The organism is Pseudoclavibacter endophyticus, assembly GCF_008831085.1.
GTDB lineage: Bacteria > Actinomycetota > Actinomycetes > Actinomycetales > Microbacteriaceae > Pseudoclavibacter > Pseudoclavibacter endophyticus.
In genome coordinates this window covers 433,524-451,986 of sequence record NZ_WBJY01000001.1, presented here as the reverse complement: position 1 = coordinate 451,986, position 18,463 = coordinate 433,524, and the positions used below count along the sequence as shown (strand labels likewise).

15 protein-coding genes are annotated in these 18,463 nt (G+C 71.9%); 6 read left to right on the top strand and 9 right to left on the bottom strand.

What is annotated here, in order from left to right:
- The first annotated feature begins 113 nt into the window (after window positions 1-113).
- From purS to F8O04_RS01950, 3 genes are read left to right on the top strand one after another with little or no spacing between them, the layout of a single operon-like run.
- Window positions 114-494 carry a phosphoribosylformylglycinamidine synthase subunit PurS gene (gene purS / locus F8O04_RS15210; protein ID WP_158027646.1) on the top strand — a complete coding sequence of 127 codons (381 nt, stop codon included), beginning with the start codon at window positions 114-116 and terminating at the stop codon, window positions 492-494.
- A 2-nt stretch (window positions 495-496) separates the two neighbouring features.
- A complete protein-coding gene (gene purQ / locus F8O04_RS01955; RefSeq protein WP_158027644.1) occupies window positions 497-1,189 on the top strand; it encodes a phosphoribosylformylglycinamidine synthase subunit PurQ in 693 nt (230 codons plus the stop codon).
- A gap of 56 nt (window positions 1,190-1,245) precedes the next feature.
- A complete protein-coding gene (locus F8O04_RS01950) occupies window positions 1,246-2,013 on the top strand; it encodes a DUF3817 domain-containing protein (protein ID WP_188726333.1) in 768 nt (255 codons plus the stop codon).
- A 50-nt stretch (window positions 2,014-2,063) separates the two neighbouring features.
- Here F8O04_RS01950 and F8O04_RS01945 read toward each other — a convergent pair whose 3' ends face one another.
- A complete protein-coding gene (locus F8O04_RS01945; protein WP_158027643.1) occupies window positions 2,064-2,873 on the bottom strand; it encodes an SDR family NAD(P)-dependent oxidoreductase in 810 nt (269 codons plus the stop codon).
- A 374-nt stretch (window positions 2,874-3,247) separates the two neighbouring features.
- On the opposite strand from F8O04_RS01945, the gene F8O04_RS01940 reads away from it, so the two are divergent.
- Both F8O04_RS01940 and F8O04_RS01935 read left to right on the top strand, forming a co-directional pair.
- The gene (locus F8O04_RS01940; RefSeq protein ID WP_158027641.1) at window positions 3,248-3,685 is read left to right on the top strand and encodes a YciI family protein; all 438 of its coding nucleotides are present in this window, start codon (window positions 3,248-3,250) and stop codon (window positions 3,683-3,685) included.
- A gap of 57 nt (window positions 3,686-3,742) precedes the next feature.
- On the top strand, window positions 3,743-5,038 hold the full coding sequence (locus F8O04_RS01935) for an RNA polymerase sigma factor (RefSeq protein ID WP_158027640.1): 1,296 nt from the start codon (window positions 3,743-3,745) through the stop codon (window positions 5,036-5,038).
- Window positions 5,039-5,077: 39 nt separating this feature from the next.
- Here the strand turns inward: F8O04_RS01935 and F8O04_RS01930 are convergent, their stop codons facing one another.
- The 5 genes from F8O04_RS01930 to F8O04_RS01910 form a co-directional block, all read right to left on the bottom strand.
- Window positions 5,078-6,079 carry an iron-siderophore ABC transporter substrate-binding protein gene (locus F8O04_RS01930; protein WP_158027639.1) on the bottom strand — a complete coding sequence of 334 codons (1,002 nt, stop codon included), beginning with the start codon at window positions 6,077-6,079 and terminating at the stop codon, window positions 5,078-5,080.
- Window positions 6,076-7,002: an ABC transporter ATP-binding protein gene (locus F8O04_RS01925; RefSeq protein ID WP_158027637.1), complete on the bottom strand. Its 927-nt coding sequence runs from the start codon at window positions 7,000-7,002 to the stop codon at window positions 6,076-6,078. The genes F8O04_RS01930 and F8O04_RS01925 overlap by 4 nt, the downstream gene beginning before the upstream one ends.
- A 62-nt stretch (window positions 7,003-7,064) precedes the next feature.
- Window positions 7,065-8,249 (bottom strand): FecCD family ABC transporter permease, encoded by a 1,185-nt coding sequence (locus F8O04_RS01920; protein WP_158027635.1) that lies wholly within the window; start codon window positions 8,247-8,249, stop codon window positions 7,065-7,067.
- On the bottom strand, window positions 8,246-9,442 hold the full coding sequence (locus F8O04_RS01915) for a FecCD family ABC transporter permease (protein WP_158027633.1): 1,197 nt from the start codon (window positions 9,440-9,442) through the stop codon (window positions 8,246-8,248). Before F8O04_RS01915 ends, F8O04_RS01920 begins: the two co-directional genes overlap by 4 nt.
- A 13-nt stretch (window positions 9,443-9,455) precedes the next feature.
- Entirely contained in the window at window positions 9,456-10,484 is a 1,029-nt protein-coding gene (locus F8O04_RS01910) for a siderophore-interacting protein (protein ID WP_225734815.1), read from the bottom strand.
- 220 nt (window positions 10,485-10,704) lie between these two features.
- Here F8O04_RS01910 and purL point away from each other — a divergent pair, with 220 nt between their 5' ends.
- Window positions 10,705-13,023 carry a phosphoribosylformylglycinamidine synthase subunit PurL gene (gene purL, locus F8O04_RS01905; RefSeq protein ID WP_158027632.1) on the top strand — a complete coding sequence of 773 codons (2,319 nt, stop codon included), beginning with the start codon at window positions 10,705-10,707 and terminating at the stop codon, window positions 13,021-13,023.
- Window positions 13,024-13,520: 497 nt separating this feature from the next.
- Here purL and F8O04_RS01900 read toward each other — a convergent pair whose 3' ends face one another.
- Genes F8O04_RS01900 through F8O04_RS01890 form a run of 3 tightly spaced genes read right to left on the bottom strand, consistent with a single transcriptional unit; the run spans window position 13,521 to window position 18,380 of the window.
- On the bottom strand, window positions 13,521-14,645 hold the full coding sequence (locus tag F8O04_RS01900; protein WP_158027630.1) for a nitroreductase family protein: 1,125 nt from the start codon (window positions 14,643-14,645) through the stop codon (window positions 13,521-13,523).
- Entirely contained in the window at window positions 14,642-16,702 is a 2,061-nt protein-coding gene (locus tag F8O04_RS01895) for a hypothetical protein (protein WP_158027629.1), read from the bottom strand. Before F8O04_RS01895 ends, F8O04_RS01900 begins: the two co-directional genes overlap by 4 nt.
- A 1-nt stretch (window position 16,703) precedes the next feature.
- Window positions 16,704-18,380 (bottom strand): phenylacetate--CoA ligase family protein, encoded by a 1,677-nt coding sequence (locus F8O04_RS01890; protein ID WP_225734814.1) that lies wholly within the window; start codon window positions 18,378-18,380, stop codon window positions 16,704-16,706.
- Between the last annotated feature and the right edge of the window lie 83 nt (window positions 18,381-18,463).

The following is an 18,463-nucleotide window of genomic DNA, read 5'->3' as shown; positions in this document are numbered from 1 at the left end:
GCCGCGCCGCCCGCATGTGGACCTGCAAACTTCACGTCGAGGTACGCGCGACCGGCCCATCCCGGTCGCGGCGGTAGACTGATGCAGTTGCCGTCGGAAGGGTGAGGTGTCTGATGCCGAAAATCGTCGTGCAAGTCATGCCGAAGGAAGAGCTTCTCGACCCGCAGGGCAAGGCCGTCGCAGGCGCACTCGCACGTCTCGGGAAGGGGTACTTGAGCGACGTTCGCGTCGGCAAGCGCTTCGAGATCACGACCGACCGCGAGCCCTCGGGCGAGCTGATGGCGGAGATCACCGCCGTGAGCGAAGAGCTCCTGTCGAACGGTGTGATCGAAGACGTCATCTCGATCGACGTGATCGATGACGAGTTCGACGGCGAGCTCGACGAAGAAGACGACGACGAGCGCAACATCCCGCTCGACGAGCCGCGCAGCGACGTGGATGACGAGCAGCGGCTCTCGTCGCAGCAGGCGGAGTCGAACGAGCAGGGCGAGTAGGCATGCGAGTCGGCGTCATCACCTTCCCAGGGTCGCTCGACGACCGCGATGCCCAGCGCGCCGTGCGCGCGGCCGGCGGCGATGCGGTCGCGCTGTGGCACGGCGACCACGACCTGCAGGGCGTCGACGCGATCGTGCTGCCAGGCGGTTTCTCGTACGGCGACTACCTGCGCGCCGGGGCCATCGCGAGCCACTCGCCCATCATGACCGAGGTCGTCGAAGCCGCCGAGCGCGGCCTTCCCGTACTCGGCATCTGCAACGGCTTCCAGATGCTCACCGAGGCGCGCCTGCTGCCCGGCGGGCTCATCCGCAACGACCACGGCCAGTTCGTGTGCCGCGACCAGCGTCTGCGCGTCGAGAACGCGTCGACGGCCTGGACATCGGCGTACGACGAGGGTGCCGAGATCGTCATCCCGTTGAAGAACGGCGAGGGCGGCTTCATCGCCGACGACGAGACGCTCGCGCGCATCGAGGGCGAGGGGCTCGTGGCGTTCCGCTACGCGGGCGTGAACCCGAACGGCTCCCGCAACGACATCGCCGGCGTGACCAACGATCGCGGCAACGTGGTCGGCATCATGCCGCACCCCGAGCACGCCGTCGAGCCCGGGTTCGGCCCCGACACCGACGAGCGCATGCGATCGGGCATCGACGGGCTGCCGATCTTCGCAAGCGTGCTGCAAGCGCTCGTCGCATAGCCAGCGGCGCGCCCCGCCGTGGGCGCCGTCGAACCCCGCCGGTACGCTGGTCTCCCGTGACCCCCAAGCTGCTCCTGCGCACCGCATCCATCGCTGAGGCCGTCACGTGGGCCCTGCTGCTCATCGGGATGCTCGTGAAGTACGGCTTCGACGGCACGGGCATGATCGTCACGATCGGCGGCTCCCTGCACGGCGCCGTCTTCATCGCGTACCTGTTCTGCGGCTTCATCGTGGGCGTGAACCAGCGCTTCTCCTGGCTCATGTGCGCGCTCGTGCTGCTCGCGGCGATCCCGCCGTTCGCGACGCTGCTCTTCGACTGGTGGGCCGAGCGCCGGGGGCTGCTCGAGGGCGACTGGCGGCCGCGCACCCGGGTGAGCTTCGGTGACGACGTGGCCGAGGACGCCCTCGAGGCGTCCGGGGTCGACACCTCGCAGGTCGAGCGCGCGCCCGCGGCAGCGGCGTTGACGGCGCAGGATCAGGGGGATGCCGCGGCAACGGCCGGGAGCGCGGGTCGCGTCTCGACGGACATCACCTCCGACACGAGCCTGGCCAATGCCCGCCCGGCCGACGCGACGGCCGACGCGACGGCCGGGTCACCGGCAGCGCAAACGCACCCCGAGCATCCGCCCCGCCCTCGCCCGGCCCACCCGGCGGATGTGCGGGCCAGCGAGCGCGGCGAGCGAACGGCGCCCGTGAAATGGCTCGACCCGTTCGTGCGCTGGTGCGTCGACCACCCGTTCACGCTCGGCTGCATCGGCATCATGATCGCCGCACTCATCTTGTCCGGGGCGCTGTCCTCGACCCTCGAGCCGCCGTTCGGCTGAGCGGGCCGCGGGCGCCCCGTCGCCCCGACGCCCGGCACCAGACCGGCGGCTCAGTACACCGCGTGCGACAGGTCGAGCGCGCCCCCGTCGACCGGCAGCGTGACCCCCGTCACGAACGACGACGCGTTGGAGGCGAGGAAGAGCACCGGCCCGCCGAACTCCGACGGCACCCCCATGCGGCCGAGCGGAATCGTGTCGACCCAGACCTGCTCGAACTCGGGCGTCAGCTCGCCGCCGCCGCCGATGCGCGTCTCCTTGATCGGCCCGGGCGCGAGCGCGTTGACGCGGATGCCGCGCGGCGCGAGCTCGAGCGCGAGCTGTCGCACGATGTTCACCTGGGCGGCCTTCGTCGCGATATAGCCGTAACCGACCATTGGGTCAGAACGCAGCCCCGCGGTCGACGACGTGACGATGATGCGCCCGCCCCGCTCGAGCACGCGCGTCGCCTCCCGGAGAGTGAAGAACGTGCCGTCGAGGTTCGTGGCAATCGTGCGATGCCATTCCTCGTCGGTGACGTTCGCGAGCCGACCTTCCTCGGTGCGATACGGGGGCCCTCCGGCGACGCCCGCGTTGGCGACGACGATGTCAAGTCGCCCGAAGGCCTCGATCGTCTCGTCGATCAGGCGCCGCACCGATGCCGGGTCGGCGATGTCGGCCACGACGCCCCTGGCCTCGCCGCCGCGCTGCACGATGTCGTCGGCGACCGCCCTGGCCCGCGCCTCGTCCCGGCCGTGCACCACGACGGCGGCTCCCGCTCCCGCGAGCGCCATCGCGGCCGCTTGGCCGAGGCCAGACGACGAGCCCGTCACGAGCGCCACCTGGCCCGTCAGATCGAACAGCTGCTGCACGTCTTCGCGCATGGTTCCCTCTCTGTCGAGTGCTACGGGGGCACGTTCGGGGTGACCGCGTTGTCATCCCGCACCCCTCGTCACGGTACGCCCGCGCCGGCGTGTGGTTCGCGAAGGTTTCGACCAGGCGGATGCCCGGCTCGCTCGATGCGCGGTGCCGCCGCCCGGAGAGAGGGGCCATGTTGCCAACCCTGCTGCGTATGAGGCGGGGCGGGCACAAGAACCCCTCTATCCTGCATGCCGAAACCTGCCCCGACACCCGGCGCTCCGCGGGCGCGCCGAAACTCGGGCAAATTTCTCCTGGGGCGATGTCGATCGGTGGCGCTACCGTTCGACGCAAGAGGTGAAGGGCCCGAAGAGGGGCCCCACACGAAGGGAACGAACCCATGAAGTACATGCTGATCATGCGCGACACCGACGAGGCGATCGCGGCGTCGAAAGAGGTGCCCTTCGAGGAGATCCTCGAGAAAATGGGCAGGTACAACGAGGCGCTGATGCAAGCCGGCGTCATGGTGGGCGGTGAAGGACTCGCAGAGCCCGATGAGGGGTTCGTCGTCGACTTCGGCGCCGACGAGCCGATCATCATCGACGGGCCCTACGGCGAGACGAAAGAGCTGTTCAACGGCTTTTGGATGCTCGAAGTCGCCAGCAAGGAAGAGGCCGCCGAGTGGGCCAAGCGCTGCCCGCTCGGCCCCGGGAGCAAGCTCGAGGTGCGCCGAGTGCATGGCACCGAGGACTTTCCCGCAGACAACGAGTGGGTGCAGAAGGAGGAGGGCTGGCGCGAGGAGCTGGCCGCCCGCACAACCGACGGCAGCGGTGCGTAGACCGCGCAGCGCTTCCACTCACGATCCGCGGCCAGCGCGCCCGAATCGTCCGCATCCATGACCGACGCACACCGGGCCGATCCGCGTCACCCCGACGCGGTGTCGGCCCGGCGCGCCGTTGAGGCCGTGTGGCGCATCGAGTCATCGCACATCGTCGCGACCCTCACCCGCTACACGGGGGACTTCTCGCTCGCGGAGGACCTCGCCCAGGAGGCGCTCGCCGAGGCGCTCGGGCAGTGGCCCGTCCAGGGGACGCCACGCAACGCCGCGGCCTGGTTGACGGCAGTCGCCAAGCGGCGCGCGATCGATCACTGGCGCCGGTCGGAGCGCTTCTCCGACCGGATCGCCACGCTGGCGCGCGATGTCGAACGCGAACACGAACAGCGCATCCAGGGCGACACCGCGCCCTGGGACCCTGACGAGATCCGCGACGACACGCTGCGGCTCGTGTTCACCGCGTGTCACCCCGTGCTGAGCCCGACGTCGCGCGTCGCGCTCACCCTGCGCGTCGTGGCGGGGCTCTCGACCGACGAGATCGCGCGCGCGTTCCTCGTGCCGGTCTCGGCCGTGCAGCAACGCATCGTGCGGGCGAAGCGCGCGCTCGCCGATGCGGGCGTACCATTCGAGACGCCGCCGCCCGCCGACCGCCCGGAGCGGCTCGGCGCCGTGCTGGGCACCATCTACGGCCTCTTCACGGAGGGCCACGCCGCGACGGCTGGTGACGACTGGATGCGCCCAGACCTGGCTTCTGAGGCCGTGCGCCTCGCGCGCGTGCTCGCGCGGCTGCAGCCCGGCGAGCCCGAGGTGCACGGCCTGCTCGCGCTGCTCGAGCTGACGGCGGCGCGCTTTCCCGCGCGCACCGACGCGGCGGGCGTCCCCGTCCTGCTCGGCGACCAGGACCGGCGGCGGTGGGATCGTGGCGCCATCTCTCGCGGGCGCGCCGCACTTCGCCGTGCCGAGGGCGCCGGCCGCGGGCTCGGCCCGTACGGGCTGCAGGCCGCGATCGCCGAGTGCCACGCGGTCGCGCCGTCGGTCGACGACACGGACTGGTCGCGGATCGTGCGCCTCTACGACGGTCTCGTGCGGGTGGCGCCGACCCCCGTTGTGGCGCTGAACCGCGCCGTCGCCGTTTCAATGGCCGACGGGCCGGATGCTGCGCTCGCGATCGTCGACGGCCTGGCGTCGGAACGCGCGTTCGCCATGTCGCACCTGTTGCCGTCGGTGCGGGGAGAGCTGCTCGCGCGCCTCGGGCGCGACGATGAGGCCCGCGATGCCTTCGCGCGCGCGGCCGAGCTGTCGCGCAATGCCCGCGAGCGCGCGGTGCTGCTTGCCAAGGCGGCCGCGCGCACTTGAGCGCGCGGCCACGTGCCGCGATCGCTGGCCGTGAAGGCACTACTCGACGGCCGCGACGGCCTCCGACAGTGCGCTGAGGTACTCGTCGATCCCCCAGGTGAGTGAGAGCGCCGTCGGGGGCGACACCGACGCGATGAGCGCGGCGCCGACGACCTGCGCGACCGCCCCCGACTGCACAGCCGGGATTGCCTGCGCGTACGGCTGCGCGAGGAAAGCGTCCATCTCCTGCTGCGTGTCGGCGAAGACAACGACGACATCGCTCTCGAGCGCCGACGTGCGTTCGTACGAGAGCGTGTAGTAGAAGGTCTCATCGCCGTTCGAGAGCTCCTCGACGGCTGGCGCCGAGGTGAACCCGAGGTCGACCGCGAACTGCACGCGCGGATCGGCCGGCTTGTACACGGCGAAGGTCCCGGCCGTGTCCCACACCATCGCGATGCTCTTGCCCTCGAACTCGGGATGTACCGAGGCCGAGCCGGCGATGGTCTGGTCGATGTCGGCGAGCAGCTGCTCGGCCTCGTCGGCCAGGCCGAGCGATTGGCCGACCATCTCGATCACGGTCGGCCACGGCGTCGCCCACGGCTCGCCGGGATAGGCGACGGTCGGCGCGATCTCGGTGAGCAGGTCGTACTGCGACTGGTCCACGCCCGAGTAGGGCGCCAGGATCAGGTCGGGCTGGAGCGCCGCGATCGCCTCGTACGGCGGGGCCTCCGACGACGACGGCAAGATCTCGGGCGTCTCCGCGCCGAGCTCCTCAAGCCTCTCCGCGGCCCACGGCAGCACGGCCTCGTCGTTGCCGCCGTACTCCTGCGCCTCCATGCCGATGGGGACGACGCCGAGCGCGAGCGCGGCGTCGGCGGCGCCCCAGCCGAGCGCGACGACGCGTTGTGGGTCGGCCGGAAGCTCGGTGGTTCCGAGCGCGTGCTCGATCTGGCCGCCGCCCGCGCCCGAATCGGTCCCGCCGCCTGGAGCCGAGCATCCGGTCAGCGCGAGCGCCGCGGTCGCGGCCGCCGCGGCGAAGGTCAGCAATGGTCGACGTCTCATGGTTTCTCCTCAGGGATGGCCGGGGCCGGGATGGAAGGCGGCGTGGACGCGGGGCCGGCGGTTGGGTCCGGATGCGCCGCTCGCCACTCGTGTTCAGCATCGGAGTGCCCGGCGCCGGAGTGCCCGCCGCCGAGCCGCCCGCGCGGCACGATCAACGGCGTTCCGCGGACGGGATCGCGGAGCACGAGGGCATCGAGGTCGAACACCTCGGCGACCCCGCGCTGCGTCAGGACGTCATCGGCGCTGCCCTGGCGGACGATGCGCCCGTCCCGCATGGCGACGACGTGGTCGGCGGCGCGCGCCGCGAGTGCGAGCTCGTGCAGCACCATCACGATCGACGTGCCGCGCGCGGCGTTCCAGTCGCGAAGCAGGTCGAGCACGTCCACCTGATGCGCGAGGTCGAGGTACGTCGTCGGCTCGTCGAGCAGCAGCACCTCCGGGTCTTGCGCGAGGGCCATGGCAATCCACACGCGCTGCCGCTGGCCGCCCGAGAGCTCCTCGACGCGGCGATCGGCCAGGGCGAGCGTCTCCGTGCGCTCGAGCGCCGTCGCGACGTGCTCTCGGTCGGCGGCCGTCGGCCGCGCGAACGCTCCCCGGTGCGGGGCCCTGCCGCGGGAGACGAGCTCGGCAACCGTGATGCCGGCGGGCGCAAGCGGCTGCTGCGGGAGGATGCCGACGCGCCGGGCGTACGCTTTGCCCGGGTAATCCCCGACGGGCCTGCCATCGAGCAGCACGCGCCCCTCCGCCGGAGCGAGGATGCGCGCGAACGCCTTCAGCACGGTCGACTTGCCGGAGCCGTTCGCCCCGATGATCGCCGTGACCTTGCCGGTCGGCACGTGGAAGTCGAGACCCTCGACCACGCGCACGCCGTCGTATGACAGCGAAACGCCCTCCGCGCGGAGGCCGGTCTCCGTTTGCGGCATGGATGCTCCTCGCACGTTTCCTTCCTCGCCATCCGTGTGGTGGCGCGCCTGGGGCTCACCGCTCATACGCCGCCCCTCGTTCGCCGGTTCGAAACCAGCCACAGCAGGACGGGCGCGCCGACGATCGCGGTCACGATCCCGGCCGGCAGGTTTTCCAGCGGCAGGAGGTTCTGCGCGATCAGGTCGGCCCCGAGCACGATGACGACGCCGACGAATGCGCTCGTCGCCAGGGCGATCGACCCGTGGCCGGCGAGACGCCGCGCGATGGGTGCGGCGAGAAACGCGACGAACAAAATCGGCCCCGTCGCCGCCGTGGCGAGGGCCGCAAGGGCGACGGCGACCGCGATCGCCCCGAATCGCACTCGCCCGGCGTTGACCCCGATGCCCCGGGCGAGTTCGTCGCCGAGGCTGAGGGACTGCACCCCACCCCTGACCGCGAACGCGACGGGCACGAGCGCGAGCAGGCACAGGGCGAGCACCGTGATGACCGACCAGTCGGCGCGGCCGAGCCCCCCGATCGTCCAGATGAGGGCCTGCTGTGCCGCCCTGTCGCCGGCGCGCGTGACGAGGTAGCCGATCACCGCGGTCGCGACGAACGCGAACGCCACCCCGATCAGCAGGAACCGGGTCGGATCGAGCCCGCCGGCGGGGCCGTCTCGCGACAACAGCACGATCACCACGGCGACGAGGAACGCCCCGCAGAGGGCCGCGATGGAGGCGCCCACGCTGCCGGCCCCGAGCATGAGGATGGCGAAGCAGGCGGCCGCAGAGCCCCCGCCGGAGATGCCGAGGATGTCGGGGCTCGCGAGAGGATTGCCGAGCGTCGGCTGCAGCAGCGCTCCGGCGAGGCCGAAGGCGACGCCGACGAGCACCCCGAGCAGGAGGCGCGGGATGCGAACCCGCCACAGCACGAACCCGCTGCCGCCGGATTCCGCGCCGGTGCCCGTGCCGAACAGGGCTCCGGCGAGCTCGGCCGGTGTCATGGGATAGTCCCCCGTCACGAGCGTCACGAGGCACAGCACGAGCGCGCCCGCGGCGAGCGCCGCGCACACCGCGAAGCGACGCCGTGACGCGCTCCGCTCGATCGCCGCGACGACGCGCGCGGCCGCCACGAGCACGCCGTCGCCGCCGTCGTCGCGACCGCCACCGGCCCGCGGGGCCCCGGTCCCGGTGCCGGTGCCGGTGCCGGTGCCGGCCGGAACGCCTGCGCACGGCGGACGGGACGCGGGGCCGCGCTCCGACCTCACTGGCCGGCTCCCCCGTGGTCGGCGCCGATCGCGCCGCCGCGATCGCCACTACGACTCGCCGCGTCGCTCGGCAGGCTCGCCCGGCGCCCGGCGCGCCGCCGCGACGTGATGCGGTGCGCGTGAATGACGAGGGCAGGCGCGCCGACGATGGCGACGACGAGGCCGGCTTCGAGCTCGCCCGGCGGCACCACGATCCGGCCGATGACGTCGGCCGAGAGTAGCAGGATGGGGCCGCCGATGGCCGAGCCGAGAATCGTGAGCGTGGCGCTGGCACCGGTGACGCCGCGGACGACGTGCGGCACGACGAGCCCCACGAACGCGATCGGCCCCGCGATCGACACGGCCGCCCCGCAGAGCAGCACGATCGCGCCGAGCGCGATGGCGCGCGAGAGGCCGAGGTTCGCACCGAGCCCGCGGGCCAGGTCGTCGCCGAGTGAGAGGAGGTCGAGGAGCGGGCCCGCCACGATCGCGAGCAAGAACCCGGCGGCCAACACCGCCGACAGCTGCCAGACGGTGTCGAGGTCGCGCCCTGCGAGCGAGCCCACCTGCCAGTGCCGGAACGTGGCCAGCGTGGCCCGGTCGCTCACCATGACGATTGCGACGCCGGCGGTGCAGAGGGTCGTCACGGACATCCCGGCGATCGGCACCACGGCATCCGAGGCTCGATCCGACCGAAGCACGCTGATGAGCAGCACGATGCCGAGCGCGATCGCCGCGCCGAGCATCGCGAACCACACGAGCGCTCCGGGATTCGAGATGCCGAGCAACGCGATCGTGAGCACGACGGCGAGCGAGGCGCCCCCGTTGACGCCGAGCAGGCCCGGATCGGCGAGATCGTTGCGCGTGAGCGCCTGCATGACGGCGCCGGCGACGCCGAACGCGGCTCCCGCGACCAGGCCCGCGACCAGGCGCGGCACGCGCAGGGTGCCGACCACGGCGTGCTCGGCATTCGCGGGGTCGTACGCGAACACGGCCGAGACGACCGTGCCCGGCGAGATCGGCTGCGCGCCGACTGCCAGGCTCAGTCCTGCCACGAGCACGAGCAGCGCGGCGCCCACCACGAAGCTCGCGACGATCGCGACGACACGCTTCGCGACGACGTTCGGATGCTGGGCGGGCGACGGGCGGGATCCCCTCGTCGGCGCCCCCGTCGAGTGCGCCGAAGGGGCGACGCCCGCTGTCAGGGTGCTCATGCCGGCTCGCCGTTCAATCGATGTCGGCCACGCCGTATCGCCAATAGCCCATGAAGGCGACCGATCCGCGGTCGATGCCGGTGTCGGTGACGAGGTGGCGGCGCATCCGCTTGATCGCCGCCTGCTCCCCAGCGAGCCACGCGTAGAACGGCGTGTGGGCCGGGGTTTCGGGCGAGTCCCAGATGCGCTCGGTGTCGATGTCGATGTCGTCGAGCTGCACGGGCGCGGCGATCGCCGCCGAATACGCCTCGGGATGCGCGGCCGTCCAGCGCTCGAGCGCGGGCACCAGCAGTTCGCCGGGGCGCGCGGGCGCGACGGCGAGCGCAGCTGCCGGCTTCGCGGGGGCTGCGGGAACGTTGCCCACGGGCTTCGCGCCGATGCCCGTGCCGCGCCGTACGGCGCCCTGCGGCGATGGGCCGGATGCTTCGCTTCCGCGATCGAGCCATGTCACGAGGGCATCGGCGCGAGTGCGAACGGGCAGGATGTCGGCTCGATCGGGCACCTCGAGCAGGGCGTCGACCTGCGCGTCCTCCGGCAGGCGCTCGAGGATGGCGAGCGCCGCCGGCACCGCTGTCTCGTCGGCCACGATCAGCAGCCGCCGGGCGCTCCCCGGGTGCCAGTCGATACCGACGTGCGAGTGCGCGCTCGTCGCGTCGGGGCCGATGACGACGAGCCGATCGCCGGGGCGGGCCCCAGCTGCCCAGCGCGCGGCGGGGCCGAGCTCGGTGCCCGGGAGGGCCGGGTGGCGGACCACATCGATGTCGATCTCGCGGGCATCCGGCCGTACGGCACGGACCGTGTAGGTGCGGATCGGGTTGCGCTTCACATCGGGCAGTTCGCGCCAGCGCGCGTACCAGCTGCCCTCTTCGATGACCTGCTCGTCCGTGAAGCCGACGTCGGTGATCGTGCCGTCGCCGAGCGGCAGCACGAGCTTGATCCGCTGGTCGAAGCCGTCGGTGCCGAACGCGTCGAGCGCGTCGCCGCGCAGCGTGATGCGCACGAAATGGGGGCTGAGCCCCGTCACCGCGGTGACCTCCGTCACGAACGGGCGGTACCCGGGGCGCGTCTCAGATCGAACTCTCGAACCATGCACCGCGAAAGTATGGCATGCCTAACCTCACTTGCGCACGCGCGCAATCTCCGATTGTCCCGGGCGGGCCGGCCCGGGTGAGCGGCGCCGGTAGACTCGGCGAGGTCGCGCATCCGGCCTCTTCCCGCGCATTCGCGGGACGGCGCGCGATGCCCCGGAAGGAGCCCGCCGAGTGTCAACGCACGAGCATGTCCCCGACACGGTCGCCAACGCCGCAGCGACCCCCGAGCGCGAGCAGCCCTATGGAGCGCTCGGCCTGAAGGCCGACGAATACGCGCGCATCCGCGAGATCCTCGGCCGCCGCCCCACCTCGGGTGAGCTGGCCATGTATTCGGTCATGTGGTCGGAGCACTGCTCGTACAAGTCGTCGAAGGTCTACCTCCGTCAGTTCGGCGAGAAGGTCAACGAGACGATGCAACGCGACCTGCTCGTCGGCATGGGCGAGAACGCGGGCGTGATCGACGCGGGTGACGGCTGGGCCGTCACCTTCAAGGTCGAGTCGCACAACCACCCGAGCTACATCGAGCCGTTCCAGGGCGCCGCCACGGGCGTCGGCGGCATCGTGCGCGACATCATCTCGATGGGGGCCCGCCCCGTCGCGGTCATGGATGCGCTGCGTTTCGGCGAAATCGATCACGCGGACACCGCGCGCGTCGTGCACGGCGTCACGAGCGGCATCTCGTTCTACGGCAACTGCCTCGGCCTGCCCAACATCGGCGGTGAGACCTGGTTCGACAGCGTCTACCAGGCCAACCCGCTCGTGAACGCGCTCGCGGTCGGCGTGCTGCGCCACGAAGACCTGCATCTCGCCAACGCGCGTGGCGCCGGCAACAAGGTCGTGCTGTTCGGGGCGCGCACGGGCGGCGACGGCATTGGCGGCGCGTCGATCCTCGCCTCCGACTCATTCGACGAGAAGGGGCCGACGAAGCGGCCGGCCGTGCAGGTCGGTGACCCGTTCGCCGAGAAGATCCTCATCGAATGCTGCCTCGAGCTCTTCGGCGGCGACGTCGTCGAGGGCATCCAAGATCTCGGCGCGGCCGGCATCTCCTGCGCGACGAGCGAGCTGGCGGCCGCCGGCGATGGCGGCATGTTCATCGAGCTCGACCGGGTGCTGCTGCGCGACCCCAATCTCACGGCCGAAGAGATCCTGATGTCGGAGAGCCAGGAGCGCATGATGGCGATCGTGCGGCCGGAGAAGCTCGACGACTTCCTCGCGATCACCTCGAAGTGGGACGTCGAGACCAGCGTGCTCGGCGAGGTCACCGACACCGGCCGTCTCGTCATCAACTGGCGCGGCGAAGAGATCGTCAGCGTCGACCCGCGCACCGTCGCCCATGAGGGCCCCGTCTACGAGCGTCCCGTCGCGCGACCCGCCTGGCTCGACGCGCTGCAGGCCGACACCGCCGCCTCGCTCGCCCGCCCGGCCGGCGGGGACGCGCTGCGCGATCAGTTCATGAGGATGCTCGGGTCCCCGAACCTCGCCGACACCGAGTGGATCACCAACCAGTACGACCGGTACGTACTCGGCAACACCGCGTTCTCGTACCCGGAGGACGCGGGCATGGTGCGCATCGACGAGGCGACCGGGCTCGGTTTCGCCATCTCGCTCGACGCCAACGGCCGCTACGCCCAGCTGGACCCCGCCGAGGGGGCGAAGCTCGCACTCGCCGAGGCGTACCGCAATGTCGCCGCGACGGGCGCGCGCCCGGTCGCCGTCTCGGACTGCCTGAACTTCGGCTCGCCCGAGAACCCCGAGGTCATGTGGCAGTTCAAGGAGGCCGTGACGGGCCTCGCCGACGCCTGCCTCGAGCTGGAGATCCCCGTCACCGGCGGCAATGTGTCGTTCTACAACCAGACCGGCGACGTGCCGATTCATCCCACGCCCGTCGTGGCGGTGCTCGGCCTCATCGATGACGTCTCCGGCCGGGTGCCGAGCGCGTGGCAGGACGAGGGACTCGCGCTCTACGTGCTGGGCACGACGCGCGACGAGCTCGATGGCTCGCAGTGGGCGGGCGTCGTGCACGGCCACCTGGGGGGCCGCCCGCCTCGCGTGGATCTCGACGCCGAACGCGCGCTCGCCGACCTCGTGCTCGGCGCCAGCAAGCAGGGCATGCTCGCCGCCGCGCACGATCTGAGCGCCGGTGGCCTCGCGGCGTCGCTCGCCGAGGGGTGCGCCCGCTTCGGCGTCGGCGCCCGCGTGTGGCTCGACGAGCTTCGCGAGCGCGACGGCGTCGACGCGACCGCCGCCCTGTTCTCCGAATCGTCCGCGCGCATGCTCGTCGCCGTCCCCATCCACGACGATGTGAAATTCCGCGCGATGTGCGAGGCGCGCGAGTTCCCGGTCGTTCGCGTGGGAGTCACCGACGCCGGTGGCGGGGCGGATGCCGCGCTCGAGATCCAGGGCGAGTTCAGCATCCCCGTGGCCGAGCTGCGTGCGGTGCGCCGCGCGACGCTGCCAGAGCGCTTCGGCGAGGTCGTCGGCGGACGATAGGGCCGCACCCGCGGCGCGGCTCCGGTGCCGCCACCGGCTCACCCGATCGGCAGCGGCGCCCACACCAACACCAACACCGCAGGCCGGGACCGGAAAACCCCGCAGCTCTGCGCGAAGGCGGCGCGCGGGCCCGGCTCCCCCAAAACCCGGCCGGCGCGCCGCGAGCGGTTCACGTCGCCTCGACGGTCGCGAGCGGCGGGCCGTGCTCCCACCGGCCTGCCCTCGCCTCCCACTCCTTGAAAGAGGGTCGAAGCGGGGGCCGGATTCGGACTGGGTTCTTCAACTCGCTGGCCCGGTGATCGGCGGTACGGGGCCGTTTGGGAGCGGCGCCTCGATCGCAACGGCCAACAGGACGACGGCGCGCGCCGGCAGCTACCCAACTGGACAATGGCTACCGAGCAACGGGGAGCTGTTGTCCGAACTGGTAGCGCATGCTCCAGACGGATGCACCGAGCCAATGCGCCGGACCGCGGGCGAGGTGCCTGAGCGACCGAGCCCTACCCGGCGACCGCCTTGCGCGGCGAACGCGCCGGTGCCGGGACATCGGGCACGCCGACGCTCGCGACGAACAGCGGCAGCTCCCTGCGGCCGAGGCCGAGCTTGAACTGCAGCTCGCCGGCCGCGAGATCGGAGTCGAGCACCGCCGACTGCGGCGCGAACGCGGCGCCATGCGACGCTGCCACGAGCCACACCCGCATGAGCGCCCGGCCGGCCTCGAACACGACACTCGCCGGCAGTCCGAGCGGCGAGTTCAGCACCCGCGTCAGCTCGACGCCGCTGCCGAGGTCGAGCTCGTTGGCCTCCACGACGAGCACGACGTGCTGCGCCTGCACCGCGTCACCCGGCGCCTCGAGGTGCACCTCGAGCAGCGCCCGCCGCCACAGGTCCCCGCCGGTTCGCAGCATCCGGACGGCCGTGTCGCGAAGCCGCCGCCGGCGGGTGAACGCGGCCCCGACGCGCGCGGCGGCCGGTGGAAGCTGCAGCACCTCGGCGCTCAGGCCGTCGATGCCCCAGCGCGGATGCTCCGGCGACAACCGCAGCCACGTCATGAGCTCGCGCGTGATGGCCGGAATACGGAGCGTATCCGCCGTGCCGAGCGCCGCGAAGTGCGCGAGGTCGGCGGCCGCAACCGGCGCGAGGCGGATCCAGGACGGGATCACCTGTCGCGCTTCGGCAAGGAACCCGGGCACGGCCGTCTTCGCGCCTCGGTAGGTCAGGCGCCGATCGAGGAGAGCGGGGTCGGCGCCGCCTGTCACCTCGGCGCCGGGGCGGATGCGGATGCGCGCCACCGGTTCTTCGCGCTCGGCGCGCGCGACGACGGCCGGGTCGTCGAGCGCCGGGAGCAGCTCGACCTCGAGCGCGGCCCCCTCGGCCGCGGCGACGGTGGCCGCCGCCTCGACCCAGCATCCGAGCGCCAGCAGCGTGTCGCGACCGGTGTGGTCGCCCGCCGGCAGTGTGCGCCCGTGCTCGATCGCCAGCTCGATCACCCCGGCGTCGCCGGGCACCGCACGCGGCAGCCACGGCTGGGTGTTGTGCGCCGACGGCGCATTGGCCGCGCCCCGGACGACGCGCCCGGCGAGCGCCTCGAGGTCGGCGGTGCGGTTGGCTGCGATCGGGCTCATGCGTCGGTTCTCTCCGGCTCTGGGGTGCTCTCGGGGTCGCTGCCGGTAGCGCCGCGGGCGGCGCCGCCAGCGCGGCGGCTCGCGCCGCCGAGACGCTTTCGGAAGTACGTGTGGCCGTGCAGCGGCACGCCACGGAGGCGCTCGATGTGGCGTGATGAGGCCGGATTGTCGCGGCCGATCACGGTCGAGCGCAGCGCCGTGTAGCCGCCGTTCCGCAGGCCGGTCTCGAGTTCTCGCCAGAGCAGCGACACGATGCCGCGGCCCTGCACGCTCGGCAGCGCTCCGTGGATCAGCAGGATCGCCTCGCGCGCGTCGTCGGCACCCGAGCCGCGCGAGGCGCCGAGCGACGCTCTTCCGCCGCCCCGAAGCATCCGGTCGCGCAGGATCGTCAGGAGCTCCCGCACCCCGACGCGCCCGCCCGACCGCTGCAGTACGCGCGTGATGTCGGGCACCGCGAGCACGAACGCGACTGGCTCGCCCGACGCGCGGTCGATCGCGAAGAGCCACAGGTTCGGGTCCATGAGGGCGATGAGGCCGTCCGTGGCGGCCCGCATCTCCTCCGCCGAGATCTCGGTGTAGTACGGCAGCTGCTCGAAGGCCGCGTTCGTCAGCGCACGCAGGTCGCGCACGTCGCGTCGGTGCCGGATGCGCGAGGCGCGCCGGATCCGGATGCCCGCTCGTTCGAGGTCGGTCGCGGAGACGCCCGCCGACGCCGGATCTCCCCCGAGTCGCGCGATCCACGAGTCGGACTCGTGCCAGCGGACGAATCCGGCCGCCTCATAGGCGGCGGGGACCCACTCGTGGTTCCACGGGGAATCCATGAATCCCCGCTCGCCGAACCCGGACGTGATGACGCCGCCCATCTGATTCGGCAGCAACGAGACCGGACCGAAGAGCTCCGCGGAGCCGTCGTCGCCGGCCCGGCGCTCGATGGCACTGAGGAGGTCGCGAAGGTCACCGGCGGTCGCCGCGAATGTCGCGCCGAACAGCGTCGCGCGGGTGCCGAGCTTGGCGTCGAGGCGAGCGTCGGCGTGGATCGTGGTGCGGCCGACGACTTCGCCCGTCTCCGGGTCGCCCCGGCGGGCGAGGAAGAGCTCGACCGGTTCGCCGCCCGGGGCACCCCGCTCGCGCCACGACCGCAGCGACGATTCCTGCAGCGGCACCGCGAGGTGCTCGGGCTCGCCGCGTCGGGGCGCTGCGAGAAACGCCTGGAAGTCGGCCTCCGTCTCGACGGGGGCGAGGTGGAGCCGCGGCGACTCGGCGCCGACGCGCCCTCCGTGAGACACCCGGCGGCCCTCCTCCTCCGGCTCCGCGTGAGCGAACGGCCCGCCGCCCTCCGCGGTCTGCCGGGCGAGCTCCTCGCGTGTCGCGTAGAGCCGGATGAACCCGGCGTTCGCGTTCACCGTGTCCTGCACGATCCACTGCATGAGGTGCCGGTGCTCCGGCATGCGCGCGAAACGCAGCATGTCGTCGCGTGTGCGGTAGGTCGCGAGCGTGCCGAGGGTCCACGGCGGCTCCCAGTACACGCCGTGCCAGACCGAGCCGGACATGCGGGCCATCTTGGCGGTCATCGTCCACCAGTACCGGTTCGTCACGAGCCAGGCGATCGGGTGCCGGTACCGCGTTGCCCCGAGGAACATCGACCCGGTGTCGAAGATCGTCCACCGGCGAGGTCGGGACGGTTTCGCCTCGCCCCGCGGCCGGCGGACCGCGGCGGCGATCCGCGGCGGTGTGCGACTCTCCCGCGTCTCCGATGACGTTGGATGGAAGTGCTCGTTGTGCGCCATCGGCTCGGCGCCCTCGGCGCGCCAAATACCGTTCGTGTAGCCCCGCTCCTCCGCCACCAGCACCACCGTGCGAGCGGGGTGCGACCGCGCGATCGCCTCGGCCTGCTCCGCCGTCGCGACGGTGAGCAGCTCGAACGCGATGGACCCGTCGCGGAGGCGCCGGCGCCACGTCACCCCGTCGGCTCGGCCGGCCGAGGAGCGTCCCTCGGCGAGCACGACGGCGCCCGCCTGCCCCTGCGCCGGCACGACGGAGAAATCGGTCGTGTACACGTCACGACTCCACGACGTACACGTTCTTGATCTTCGTCGACCCGCCGGCGAACGGCCCGGTGTCGAAGTCGTGCACCTCGACGCGGATGTCGGCCGTCGAGGCGTCCTCCTCGAGCGATTGGGCGAAATCGCGCGACACGCTCGCGAGATGTGAGACGACGCCCCGTTTGGCGGCCACGGCGAGGGATTCGCGATGAGCGGCATCCAGCGATGCCCCCGACCGCAGCTGCACGTGCACGAGCGGACGCTGCTCATGGTCGCCGACCTCGATGAGGGCGAGCTTGAACGACTCGATCGACGGCGCGAACGGGTTGTCGCGGTAGAGCCCGTTCTCGACGTCGATCGGATACAGGTTCGCCCCCATGTACGAGATCGTCGAGTCTTTGCGGCCGAAGAGGAAGAGGAACGGCAGCTTCATGCGCTGCACCGCGAAGGCGCGGTGGAAGGCGCGCTGCAGCTCAGGGTCGAACGCCAGGGCCGCGTACACCTCGGGGAACGTCGCGATGCGCCCCTCGTCACCGATGTTGTACCGAAGCTTGGGGCTCATGATCGCGGTCGAGTTGAGCGTGACGACGACCTCGTCGTGCTCGTTGATCTCGAGGTACGTCTCGATCGGGTTGTACTGGAAGACCATGGGGATGCGCGTCTCATCCGGTCCCAGCAGGGCCGCGCGCACGCGGTCGTCGGCGTACATCGACCGGCGCAGCCACACGGAAACGTCGGACTCGCCGCCCATGCCGATCGTGAGGTCGCTCGCGCCATAGCCCGAGTACACGCGGCCGAAGCGCTCTTCGACGTAGTCGCGCAGCCCCTCGGTCATCGCCTCGCCCCCGACGAAGCCGTTCATCCGGTAGCGCGACCAGTCGAACCACTCCTCCTGGTCGAGCCGGTCGCGCAGGTGCTTGAGGAACGGCGGGTACGCCGCGACGAGGTACGTGAACCTCGGCCCGAAGTGGCGAATGGTGTCGACGATCTTGTCGAGGTCGGGCCCGGTGTTCTTCACCATCGCGATCTTCGACATCGCCTGGCCCGTGTTGGTGCCGGTGGCCCACGCGCCCATCGAGAACGCGTTGAGGCAGAAGAGCCGCTTCGAGCCGAACAGCAGGGTCACGTACCCGGCCACGTTGCTGTGGATCGTGCGCTGCTCCTTCTTGCCGCGCATCCAGTTGAACGGCGTCCCGGACGACCCCGACGACTCGTCGACGACCGTGCCGATGGTGACGATCTCGCCGTTCCAGCAGCGCTCGTCCTCGGAGTAGCGGGTCACGTAGCCGCGCTTGTCGGTCTCGGGGTAGTTGTCGAGCTTCCACCAGCGGAACACGAAGTCGTGCTCGCGCAGCCACTTCTGGTAGGCGGGCACGTCGAGGTTTGCCATCTGGCAGATCATCCACGCGTTGAGCCGCGCGAACCGCTCGAGGCCGGGATGGAAGTGGCGTGCGGTCCAGCGCCAGATCGCCGGATGCACCCGGTACAGCTCGGAGATGTTCGTGACGGCTCGCGACGAGGTGCGCAGCACCCACTGACGGAACCGCGAGTCGGGGCGACGGAACCCGGCGGGCCCGGGGCCGCCGTGCCGCTGGCGCGGGTGAGCGGGTTCGGGGTGGTCGCGGCGCGGTCGTGCCGGGCGCTCGGCGTGTGCCCGCGGCTCGGTCGCCCGCTGTGGATGCGACTGCGGCATCGGCCCTCCCTCGTCGCCGCGGCTGGGGGAAGCGCCGCGCCTCTCGACACGGTAGCCGAGGCGGGAGCCGGGACGATGCCCCG